8 protein-coding genes are annotated in these 11,817 nt (G+C 69.7%); 7 read left to right on the top strand and 1 reads right to left on the bottom strand.

The annotated features are described in order from the left end of the window. Window positions 1–229 precede the first annotated feature (229 nt). A complete protein-coding gene (locus tag OG624_RS42580) occupies window positions 230–1,306 on the top strand; it encodes an IS630 family transposase (RefSeq protein ID WP_442759693.1) in 1,077 nt (358 codons plus the stop codon). Between the two features lie 94 nt (window positions 1,307–1,400). Here the strand turns inward: OG624_RS42580 and OG624_RS42575 are convergent, their stop codons facing one another. Continuing rightward, window positions 1,401–2,408 carry a ribosome-inactivating family protein gene (locus tag OG624_RS42575; RefSeq protein ID WP_331719649.1) on the bottom strand — a complete coding sequence of 336 codons (1,008 nt, stop codon included), beginning with the start codon at window positions 2,406–2,408 and terminating at the stop codon, window positions 1,401–1,403. Between the two features lie 346 nt (window positions 2,409–2,754). Between OG624_RS42575 and OG624_RS42570 the strand changes: the two genes are divergently transcribed. From OG624_RS42570 to OG624_RS42545, 6 genes are all read left to right on the top strand, one after another. After that, complete coding sequence (locus OG624_RS42570) at window positions 2,755–5,004, top strand: helix-turn-helix domain-containing protein (protein WP_331719648.1); 2,250 nt, start codon at window positions 2,755–2,757, stop codon at window positions 5,002–5,004. 394 nt (window positions 5,005–5,398) lie between these two features. Beyond that, the gene (locus tag OG624_RS42565; protein WP_331719647.1) at window positions 5,399–6,607 is read left to right on the top strand and encodes a DUF4241 domain-containing protein; all 1,209 of its coding nucleotides are present in this window, start codon (window positions 5,399–5,401) and stop codon (window positions 6,605–6,607) included. A 126-nt stretch (window positions 6,608–6,733) separates the two neighbouring features. After that, window positions 6,734–7,267, top strand: a complete 534-nt coding sequence (locus tag OG624_RS42560; RefSeq protein ID WP_331719646.1) for a hypothetical protein — start codon at window positions 6,734–6,736, stop codon at window positions 7,265–7,267. 238 nt (window positions 7,268–7,505) lie between these two features. After that, entirely contained in the window at window positions 7,506–7,967 is a 462-nt protein-coding gene (locus tag OG624_RS42555) for a hypothetical protein (RefSeq protein ID WP_331719645.1), read from the top strand. Then, on the top strand, window positions 7,964–10,138 hold the full coding sequence (locus OG624_RS42550) for an ATP/GTP-binding protein (protein WP_331719644.1): 2,175 nt from the start codon (window positions 7,964–7,966) through the stop codon (window positions 10,136–10,138). The genes OG624_RS42555 and OG624_RS42550 overlap by 4 nt, the downstream gene beginning before the upstream one ends. A gap of 13 nt (window positions 10,139–10,151) precedes the next feature. Further along, the gene (locus OG624_RS42545; RefSeq protein ID WP_331719643.1) at window positions 10,152–11,093 is read left to right on the top strand and encodes a replication-relaxation family protein; all 942 of its coding nucleotides are present in this window, start codon (window positions 10,152–10,154) and stop codon (window positions 11,091–11,093) included. The last annotated feature ends 724 nt before the right edge of the window (window positions 11,094–11,817 follow it).

Here is an 11,817-nt window from a genome sequence, read left to right as displayed (position 1 = left end):
CAGTGCCACCGCAGTCATGTAGATCACTTTCCTCATGACGAGAAGAACGCCGACGGAGGCCTGAAGGCACCCTGCGCCGGGACGCAGGACGGTCTGTCCGGCACAGGGCGTCCTGGCCGCGAAGCCCACCCCGGAGCGCGACGCGGGGCCGCTACTGACTTCGGCGCGTCAGGGTGAACTGTGCGGAAATGCCTGATGGGCGTGGTGTGGTGACGGTATCCGGTGGCGTGTGAGATATGCGGATGGTGGCGGGTTGACCGCTGCAGGACGGGTGCGCCGGGAGTCGGTTCGGATGCGGGCGGCCGAGCTGTTCGAGCAGAGGGTCAAGCCGACGGAGGTGGCTAGGCGTCTGCGGGTGAGCGTGAAGTCCGCTTACCAGTGGCACCAGTTGTGGCGCGAGGGCGGAGCCGAGGCGTTGAACTCCCGGGGGCCGGGCGGGTCGCGGTGCCGCTTGTCCCCGCGCTGCCTGGTGAAGCTGGCCGCCTATCTGGAGCGGGGACCCGCGGTGCACGGCTGGGTGGAGGACCAGGTGTGGACCGCGGCGCGGGTGGTCACGCTGATCAGGCGGAAGTTCCACGTCACGTACAGCGTGTCAGGGGCTACGAGGCTGATGCACAGGCTCGGCTTCAGCCCACAGGTCCCCGCCCGGCGGGTCGCCGAGCGCAACGAGCAGGCTGTCACCGAGTGGAACGAGGTGACCTGGGCGGAGGTAAAAGGACCCGGGCGGCCTGCGGGGGTTACATCTGCTTCGAGGACGAGGCAGGCTTCACCCGCCGACCGCCCAGGGGGCACATGGGGCCGGCGTGGCCGAACCCCGGTCGTCACGGTCAGCGGCCACCGGGCTGGACGCCTGTCCGTGGCCGGGCTGATCGCGATGCGTCCCGGCTCCCGTACCCGGCTGTGCCACCGGCTGGTCACCCACCCCGCGGGTAAGGGCAAGCGCCGCAGCATGAGCGAGCGGGACTTCATCGCCCTGGTCGACGGTGTCCACCAGCTCGTCAAAGCGCCGATTGTGCTGGTCTGGGACCGGCTGAACACCCATGTCTCCCGCGCCGTGCGCGAGTTGGTCGCCCGGCGCGCGTGGCTGACGGTCTTCCTCCTGCCCGCGTACGCGCCCGACCTCAACCCTGTCGAGTGGGTCTGGGCGCACGTCAAACGCAGTCTGTCCAACCTCGCCGTCATGGCCCTCGACCGGCTTGAAGCACTCGTCCGCAACCGGCTCAAACGCCTCCAGTACCGGCCCGACACCCTCGACGGCTTCATAGCCGGCACCGGCCTGACCCTCGACACCCCAACCTCATCCTGACAAGCCGAAGTCAGTAAGCGGGGTGCGGATGTACGCGAAGGCGGGCCCGGTCCGTGGTGGACCGGGCCCGGCCGGTTGCCCGGCACTGTGGCGGTTAGCCCTGTCCGCTGGCGTACAGGCCGAGGAAGGGGGTCAGGCGGGGCTGACCATTGGTGGGGTTCCCGATCTCGGTCACGTTCTCGTACCGGCGTCCGTCGATCGTCACGCCCCGGTCGGTGCGGTGGGCCGCGGTCCGGTGCGCCATGCGGGACAGGTCGCTCCAGCTGGTTTCGAGGTCGGTGCCGAAGTTGCCGAGGTGGGACGGCCGATCCGTGTAGGCCGGGTCACCGCCGCGGAAGATGCTCTGGGCGACGCGGTTCTGGATCCAGCCGAAGCGGGCGGCCTCGGCGGTGGCGCCGATGATGTAGGCCATGGACTGGTTCAACCCAACGGCGTTGCGGTCTTCGACCCGGAGGTTGGTGAGGGTCTGTAGCCGCGCGTACACCATCTGCGCGTTGTAGGTCTGATTCGCCCGCCAATCCGCGGGAGCCGACATCTGCTGGTAGCTGCCGTCGCCGGTGATCTGGTTGAACAGGGGGGCCGTCGCCAGGCCGTAGGCGTTTCGGATTTCCTCCGGCAGGTGGTTGGTGTACGCGCGGTCGGCCTGGTTGGGGCGGGGGACGATGCGGTAGTGCTGGCCGCGGGCGGAGAAGCCCAGGAAGTAGAGGTTGTCGACGTTGAAGTACAGCGCGAGGTGCGCGCGGTTGCCGTCCGCCTCGTGGGTCCAGACCAGGACCCGGATGACACGGTTGCTGTTGGTCCGGGTCGGGGTGTCCATGTAGCCCGGGCTGTTGCTGACGCCTGCCATCTGGTGGCCGGCGGCGTTGCGCAGCGCGTTCACCATGGCGTTGTAGCTATCAAAGTCTCGGGCCGCGTATGAGCTGCCGTCTGAAAGCCCGTGGTACATGTGCCAGTCGATAGTGGTGAACCGCTGGCTGGTCTCCGCGTTGGCCTTGGGGGCGGCGGCCCCGAAGAGGACGCTGCACGCGGACACCAGGGCGAGCAGCAGGACCGCGAGCTGCTTTCCGGTTCGGTGCGTGTTGGATGTCGGATGCAGGCGCATCGGGTGGTTCTCCTGGAATTCTTGCGCGCGGGTGTGGGCCGCACGGCGAGGACCCCCGCGCGAGCGCCTGCCGCTGCGTCGGGGCAGGGGCGTCCTCGCGGGACGGATGGAGAGGAAGCGGCCGCCGACCCTTCGTCCCGCCGGGCCCCTCGGGTCCCGGCGGGACGAAGGGTCGGCGGAGGAGGGCTTCCGGGTGGCTCCGGGGCCGTCTTCCTCAGGCTTCGATCCAACTCGGGCGGAGGGGCGTGAACCAGGCACTTTCACCGGCACAACTAGGTGGCGCATACTTTTGCCGGTTGGGTTCGCGGTTCGGCGGGGCCACGTCGAACACGGGAAGATCATCAGCATGGCCTCGACCACACCGGCCGACTACTCCTTCGGTACGCTGCTGCACGCCCTGCGCCGCCGGGCCGGGCTCAGTCAGGAGGACTTGGCGCACGCGGCCGGGGTAAGTGTGCGGGGCTTGTCCTACCTGGAGAAGGGCCGCTCCCGCGGGCCGCAGCGCCGTACCGTGCAGGCGTTGGCGAAGGCGCTGGGCCTGGATGCGGCCGGCGCCCGGGAGCTGGAGGACGCCGCGAGTGTGGGCCGGCGCCGCCCCATCCGCACCACGGACGCCCCAGCACCACCGCTCAGCCCGTCGCCGGACGTCCCGGCGGCCGCCCCGGCATCGGAGGCCACTGTGAACGCCCCCGATCTGCTGCCGCGCGCGCCGCGCGGTTTCCACGGCCGGGCGGCCGAGCTCGACGCGCTGACCCGGGCCACCGCGGGCGAGGCCCCGGTGTGCCTGGTGGTGGGGCCCGCCGGGGTCGGCAAGACCGCCCTGGTCCTGCACTGGGCCCGCCACGACCCCGCGGGCCTGGCCGACGGCCGCCTCTACGCCGATCTGCGCGGTTTCAGCGACATGGGCGAGCCGTCCGCCGCCGAGGTGCTGCGCGAGTTCCTCCTGGCCCTTGGCATTGCGCCCGAGCGGATACCGGAGTCGGAGCCGGCCGCGGCCGCCCTGTTCCGCTCCCTGGCCGCCGACCGGCAGCTGCTGGTCGTCCTCGACAACGCCCGCGACTCCGACCAGGTCCGCCCGCTCCTGCCCGGCGGCGACCGCTGCGTCACCGTCGTCACCAGCCGCCACCGCCTGCCCGGGCTGATCGTCACCGACACCGCCTGCCCCGTCCCCCTGGACGTCCTCGCCCCCCAGGACGCCACCGCCCTCCTGGCCCGCCTCCTCGGCGCCGACCGGGTCCACGCCGAGGAGGCCGCCGCACTGCGCCTCGCGGACCTGTGCGGCGGACTGCCGCTGGCGCTGCGGGTGGTCGCCGCCCGCCTCGCCGGGCGGCCCGGCTGGACCCTGGCCGCACTCGCCGACGAGCTCGCCGACGAGACCCGCCGCCTTGGCCTGCTGGACCTGGAGGACACCGGCGTCCGCGCCGCACTCCACCTGACGCTGCGCCAACTCCCCGCGCCCGTAACGGACGTGTTCGCCGCCCTCGGCCGCCACCCCGGCACCCACCTGGACCGCTACACCGCCGCCGCCCTGGTCGGCACCGACCCGACCGCCGCCGACACAGCCCTGGACCGCCTGACGGCCGCACACCTGCTCACCGAGACCGCGCCCGGCCGCTGGACGATGCACGACCTCGTGCGGCTGTACGCCCGGGGCCTGGACGCCCACCCCGACACCCTCAAGCGCGTCCTCGACCACTACATCACCACCGCCACCGCCGCCGTCGCGGCGGCCGAACCCGGCTCCGAGGACTGCTTCCCCCTCCCCGCCGACTTCCTGACACCCACCGCAGTGCGCCAGTTCGGCGACCGGAACGCCGCCGTCGCCTGGTTCACCGCCGAGCGCGGCAACCTCACCCAGGCGATCAACGCCGCCGACGCCGCCCTCCTGCACGAGCGCACCTGGCGCATCGTCATGACGATGTGGCCACTCATGGTCTGGCGGGTGCGCGACGGCTGGGCCCCGCTCCTGGAAACCGCCCTCGCCGCCGCGCGGGCCGACGCCGACGAGCACGGGGAGGCACGGGTGCTCAACGTGCTGGGCTGGGTCCTCACCGAGGAAGACCGCACCCCCGAGGCACTCGTCCATCTGGAGGCCGCCTCCGCGCTCGCCGCCCGCGCCGGCGACGCCTTCGCCGAGGCCAACGCCCTGATCGTCCTCGCCATGGCCCAAGCCGCCCTCTGCGACCTGGACCAGGCCGCCACCAGCTGCGAGCGCGCCGCCGACCTGGCCCGCCGCATCGGTGACCGCAGGGTCGAACGCCTCGCCACCCAGCACCTCGCCCGCCACCAGGCCGACGCCGGCCACTGGCACCAAGCCCTCGCCACCGCTACCCGCGCCATCGACTTCAACTTCCGGCCCGGCGCCACCGACATCCCCCACATCCTGCTGCTCATCATCAAGGGCGAAGCACTCGTCGGACTCGGCCACCACACCGACGGCGCCGCCCAACTCGACCTCGCGGCCCGGGAAGCGGAAGCCGCCCGCTATGACGACGGCACGGTACGAGCACTCGCCGCCCTCCTGCGCGCAGCCCCGAGTCCAGAGGTCCAAACACGCTACGACGTGGCACTCGCGCGACTCACCACCCGGGCCTGAACAGCAGCTGCACCCTCAGGGCGCTGGTGAATCCCGCCGACCCTGGGCGCTACTGACCTCCCCACAGTTCACCCTGACACGCCGAAGTCAGTACACGTCTGGACGACGCTGCCCGTCGGCAACCCTACGGGCGACCCCCGTCGCTCACGGCCTGGGCCGAGGTGAGTACGGTTCCGGTTGCTGAACCCGGGGGTGTGCCCTTGCGTGGAGGAATGACCGACGAAGCACATTTCGTCGGTAACCCCAGGTTGCAGGCCTCCCACAACTCTGTGTCATACCTCAGTGGCAGACTGCGGCACGACGAAGTTTCGGAAGGGCAGGGCGTCGCGCACAGGCTTCACCCGTCGAACGCACTGCTCGGGGGTCGCTGGTGCCACGGGGGAGATGTTCGGCTGTGATCTTCGACAGTCTTGATGTGTCGTACGGCGAGATGTGGGGTTCCTATCGGGGAATGACCCATCGGAGCCCGATGTCACGCGCGCTCGCGGCACGCAAGCATGCGGCCGGGAAGGACTACGCGGTTCTGCTGTCCGCGCGGGAGCAACCGCTGGCACTGGTCGAATACTGGCCGGGGCGGATGTGGCGTGTGTATCTGTTCGACGACAGGGCTTGGTGCATGCAGATGATCGACCTCAAGCCGCACGGCACGGGGATGTTGCTGACTCAGCGGAACACCCGATGGCAGTTTCCCAACGATCAGGCGCACTTGTACGGGAAGTGGGATGTTCAAGAGACCACCACCGTCTCAGCCGACGGACAGATCGAGGTGAAGTCCGAGTTCGCCGGACCGCGGGGCGGATCGCCGGAGTCATCGCACGATGGAGCATCCGACCCGTCGAGCGTCCCCGGACGGCGGTTCGCGACGCCCATCGAGGACTTCCTCTGTCCCGCACCGGAATTCGGCGACTGGCAAGTGTTCGCTCCGCTCCTCACCCAGCAGGGCCACGAGGCCGCCACGACCGTAGTCCTGAACGACAGGTCGGTGGACGAAGGATCGGGACCGCTGCGCGCCACCGGAATTGAGCAACTGTTCAATCCGGGTGCGTGCGACACCCGGGAGGGGCCGGCCGTCGTCGAGCCCATTGACGCTGGCATGCTGCGGATCACCTCAGGGCAGCTGGCGGTCTCGGACCCCGGATGGATCAGCAACCTGCGGACCGTCGCAGTGCCGCTAGGCGACTTCCCGGTCACACTGTCGCTATTGCGCACGAAACACGGGGCCGATGTCGCCGCGGCCAGAGTGACGTTCCTGGACGTCCCTCCCCATAAGTGGGAAATGACCCTCCGGCCCGACGAGGACCTGGGGCTGCTCGGCGAGGGCCAGTTCTACGGGGTTGGCGTGGATACCGGCACAGCGGCTTTCATGGATGCGACGCGGACCGTGACCGAAGACCAGCTGGACGACGACATTTTCATACCCCTCGACAGCGACAGCCATTTCAGCGTCGAACTGCCCGGCACAGAGCCCGAGCCGAATCTCATCGCCTTCCGTGCCGGCCAGGGCGACGGCGCCTACCCCGTCTGGACCGGCCGCACCGAAGACGGACAGGTTAGTTGCGTCGTCGTCGACTTCCAGCTCCATTGCGCCGCCGGGACAGGGTAAGGATCGCCGACCCCCTGCGCGAGGCCGCACCGGCCGGTCAGCTGGGCGGACTGCTTCAGTTCAACACGCTGAACTTGACAGAGAAGTAGTCGTCGGCGATGCGCTGACCTGGCCGGACTATGTCCATTGACCGACGACCTGCGTCAGGTGGACTGCCAACGGCAGTTCGGGGAGAAAGAAGGATGGACCGTGTCCGGCGAGCACGATGAGGCAGGGTTTCGGTTCGGATGGCGTGGCAGCCATTGCGCTGGCACGCCTGTTGACGACCCGTGGTTGGCGATCAATAAGGATCCGGACGGTACCTGGTGCCTCGACGCGTACTTCATCGGACGCACGACACTGATGGGTGGCGCACCGCGGGCCGCCGCGTTCGCCCAGTGGCTGCTGGCCTGCCCACCCGAAGGCTGGTATGAGAAGGAGTTCACGCTGGTCGACAGCGAACCGCAGAGCGGATCGCGCCGGCTCACGGACGGTACTCGGCTCACCGTCGAAATCCTGTTGGGCCGTGAAGAAGCGGGTGGGCCCGAGTATCTCCAAGTGCTCTTGTCCGGCGAGATTCACAACTACGCCTTTGCGGTGTGCGCACCGCTGGAATGCCAGCGGGTGCTTCGCGCTGAGCTAGAAGCCGCCGCGGCCCGACTCCTCGCCTCACGCCCCTAGGTTCGCTGGCCAGGAAGCCGCAACAACTGTGTTCGCTGTCAAGACGCCTTGGTTGGATGACAACGGACAGACGAGCCTTCGCATCCAGCTTCGGTTGCAAAGGGATCGCAAAGCATTCGGGCCGGAAGTCTGAACGGGGCGCCTTCTCGTACTTGGTCCAGGTGAAGGGCTTCTTCCCACCTCCTGGAGGAACCGTGCACCACACCGTCCCGGCCCGGCCGACCTCGGTCCGGCCGACATGAGCTTCCCGGACCTGCCGGTCGACGAGTTGCTTGCCGAGCTCCAGGCCGTCCTGAGCGCGGCCGCGCCGTACCTCGTCGCCCTCGGCGTTGTTGGGGCGGTGGTCTGGGTGTGGTGGACGATCCGGCGCGCTGCGCTCGTCCGGGAAGCGCTCGCCGACCGGGTCCAGGTCGAGGTGATCCCGACCGCCACGTTCGACCCCGGTGAAGGCGAAGTTGGCCGGTGGGCCCGCCAGCTCGGGCGCGTGTACTACGCCGCCGACGGTGTCCCGGCCCGCGGATCCGCGGTGCGCCTGCGGTACACCGCCGTGGAAGGAAGGATGCGCTGCTACATCGAAGGCCCGGCCGCCGCAGCCGCGATCCTGAACATGCCCGGCTTCGCCGAGGTCGAGGTCCGTACCCAGCACGGCCAGGCCGACATCCGGCCCGTCCGCTTCAACGGCCGGGGAGGAACGCCGTGACCGCCGTCATCTCCCTCGCCAAGCCAGCGCTGGCGACCACCGCCCAGGCGAGCGGGCGCCGGTACGTGCAGCGCGCCGAGCTCGCCCTGGGCCTGCCTGACTACAAGGCCCTGGCCTCCCTCGGTCTGAGCCCCGACCCGCTCCAGCAGCTGGCCGCGGCCATGGCTTCCGTGCGCACCGAGGACGGGGAGAAGGCCGAGGTGGCCTTCGACCTGGTCCCCGTCTCCGAGCGGCGCCTGGCCCGCCGCCGGCGCCGCCTGATGGCCCGGGCCGCTCGCCGGGGTCCGTCCGCGTACGGTGAGCGCCTCACCGGCGGCCTCGGCGGAGGGGGCTTCTGGGGGTCGATGACCTCCGCCTGGTCCGGCGGGGCCGGCACGTCCAACCGCTCCGAGCGGATCCCGCGGCAGACCGACCTGCGCGACGGCGTCGGCAAGCTTGAACCCAGTGCGGGCGCCGTGTTCGCCGTGCAGATCCTGCTGCGCACTGAGGCCGCCCACCCGCAGCTGGCCCTGGCCCGGATGCACCAGCTGATCGCCGCGCTGTCGATGACCTCGGGGGAGAACTACCTCAAGGCTCACCGGCCCCGCCGATGGTCCATCGGCAAGTTCGAGCGCCGGTTTGCGAGTGGGGAGTTCGCCCCGCATCGTCGGCAGTGGCTGACGGTGCCCGAGCTGGCCGGCTGGCTCAAGCCGCCGACGGTGAAGTGCACCGCCTCCAGCGTGGTCCGCACCGGCGGCCTGGTCCCGCCGGCCCCGGCCGACCTCCCCGTTTACACCGGGCAGCGCGACCTGATCCCGCTCGGCGCCGTGGTCTACCCCGACGGCCGTGAGCGGATCGCCGCCGCCCGGGTACAGGACCTGCTATTCGGCCTCCAGCTCGGCAAGGCCGGCCACGGCAAGACCGAGGAAGCCCTCGTGCAGTGCATCGCGATGGCGCACTCCGGCTACGGCTGCTGGTTCCTCGACCCGCACGGCGAGGCCTGGGCCCGCGCGAAGCCCTACCTCGCGCACCCGAAGATTCTCGACAGGCTCTGGGAGATCAACCTCGCCAAGGCCTCCCCGGACCGGCCCGTCGTCTCCTGGAACCCCCTGTCGATGGAGGGACGCACCCTTTCCGACGTCCAGGACATCGTCCGCTCCGTCACCGAGGGCATCGCCGCGGCGCAGGACTGGGGCGACAACGCACCCCGCGCACGGACCATCCTGGCGCGTGCCTCCCAGGCGCTGGCCCTGCTCAACCTCCTGGCCGTCCAGGCTGGCCACCCCGGGGCGCAGTGCACGCTCTTCCAGCTGCGCACCTGGCTCACCGACGAGGACTGGCGCGAGGGACTCCTGCGCAAGCTGCCGGACCGTGTCCGCGCGTACTGGGAGACCACGTTCCCCAAGCTCGGCCCGGACGCGGTGCCGACCGTCACCTACGCCATCGACCGCCTCGACACCAGCCAGTCCCTCCAGGGGTTCTTCGGCAGCCCTCGCTCCGCGTACGACGTCCGGCACGCCATGGACACCGGCAAGGTCGTCTTCGTCTGCCCATCCGGCAGCGAGAGCGACGCCCTGGTCAGCTGCCTCCTCATCCACGACCTGCACCGCGCCGGCCTCTCCCGACAGGACACCCCACGCGAGCAGAGGAAGACCTTCTGGGCGTGGGGCGACGAGCTCACCGCACTCGACTCCTCCAGCAAGGGTTTCCTCGCCGCCATCGCCGAGCAGTTGAGGAAGTACGAGGTGCGCTTCATCGGCATGACCCAGATGGCGCTCAGGCTCTCCGCCGTCACCCGCCAGGCCCTCCTGCAGAACCAGTCCTGGCTGTCGACCTGCGCCGCGGACTACGACGAGGCCGCCTTCGTCGCCAAGCGGTGGAACGGCCACGTGAGCCCCGAGACGATCACCGAACTCCCGAAGTACCACTACGTGATGTCCGTGAACCTCAACGGCTCCAGGACCACGCCCTTCCGGGTTCGCGGCCTGCCCGTGGACGAGGTCTTCGCGCACTACGACAACCCTGCCGGCGTCCCCGCCCTCGACCAGGCGATCGACAGCAATCTCAGCCGCCGCCCGCTCGGCGACATCCTGGCCGACCTGGAAGAGCTCGACGCCGTCGTCCTAGCCCATCACACAGGCCGGCGCCCCGGCGGCCTGAGCGCCGGAGACCCCACCAGCGTCATCGACTAGAAGGGAAGTTCCCATGCCCTACCCGCAGTCCGCCCCCACCGGGCTGGGCCAGGTCGCCCAGCAGGCCGCCCAGGTCCTTTACCAGCACCGCCTGGTCTCCACCCGCCAGCTCCACCGGCTCGTCACCCCGCACCACACCCGCACCGAGTACCTTCGTCGCCAGCTCCACACCCTCCGCCAGGTCGGCTTCGCCGAGGCCGTAGGCCGGCGTAGCACTGGCCAGACCGAACTGCTCTGGTGGCTGACCGAGAAGGGAGCCCAGGCCGTCGAAGCCGTGGGCCTGCTCCAGTCCCGCGCGTACCGGATGAGCCCGGAGGCCGCTCTGGGTCCGCTCCAGGAGCACACCCTCGCGGTCGTAGAAGCCGGAGCGGCGTTCGTCGAGCACGCGCGCCGCCTCGGCCACGAGTGCGGCCCCTTGGACTGGTCTCCTGAGATCGCCCACTACTACCGCGACGAGTCCCGCCCGGGGGAGGAGCTGTGCCTCGTCCCGGACGCGGTCCTCAACTACGTCCACACGGCAGCCAAGCAGCGCACCCTGCTCACGTTCTTCGTGGAGGTCGACCGCACCCAGATGACGATCGCCCGCCTCGCCCAGAAACTGCACGCGTACGCCGCCTACCACGAGTACGCGCCCCAGCCCCAGACCGCCAAGGGCAATCGAGGCCCCCGGCGCCAGGCCGCGACGCCGGCCTGGCGCTACCGGTACCCGGCGTTCCCCCGGCTCCTGCTCGTCCTGACCGGGGCCTCCGAGGACCGCCTCGCCCGCCGAATCGCGGACCTGCGCAGTCTCGCCGCCAGCGACCCGGCACTCGCTTCCAGCCCGCTGCGGGCTGGCGTCACGACTCTCGACCAACTTCATGCCCACGGCCCGTTCGAGCCCGTCTTCACACCGGTCCTTGGGTCGGCCGAACCGGTGGACGCCTGGATCCAGGGCGCTGTCGCGGCAGCAGCCTGATCGAAGGCATCTTGTCAGCTTCCTTCGGCCGCTACCTGCACGGCCAAGAGCGGTAGCTCCTCAGCCCTGGCGGGCTTGCGGTGCCCCGCCGGGGCGCTTCACTTCACTGCCGACTGCGACCCTACGTGGTGTCAAGACGATGAACGTGGCTGAGCTCCGATGTGGTGCGGGTGGCCACTGACCGAGGTCGTTTGTCGGACTAGCCGCTCCGGCTCGCATTCGGTGGTACCGGTACGAACGGCGTGGCGGGGGATCAGGGTGCTCAGTAACCGTGAGTCGTTGCTTGGCCGAGCCAAGTCCGTTGGAACTGAGGGGCGTCAGAGCCCAAAGCGCGGACCGTTGATGGATCCGTCTCTTTATTAAGAGAGCGGAACCCAAGCAACCCTTTGACCTGCATCTTTCCTGATCTGAGAGTGCCTGGCGGACACACTTGAGGGTCGAATGTGTTAAGCCAGCGATGACACATCGCCTCGAAACTTAACGTGAAGGAAAGTTGGGCCGGTCGGCGAACACCGCCGACAATCCACAGGTCAGTGCGTTGGGTCACCCCTGCACATGGCCTCAAAGTGCTGCCTGCAGGGCGCCGCTGAAGAGGTATGTGTGTCGGCCAGGATTGCGATACTTAACCTGATGGCAAGTTCTGGCTCCAGGATGCACCGGAACTTTCGCTGAAGGAAAGTTCCGATAGCGGATGCCCGCAGGGGCTGCGCGAAGGCCTGTGGTG

The organism is Streptomyces virginiae (genome assembly GCF_041432505.1).
Lineage (GTDB): Bacteria > Actinomycetota > Actinomycetes > Streptomycetales > Streptomycetaceae > Streptomyces > Streptomyces virginiae_A.
Note: the sequence above shows the minus strand (reverse complement) of the source record. Positions and strands in the feature narration are given on the sequence as shown.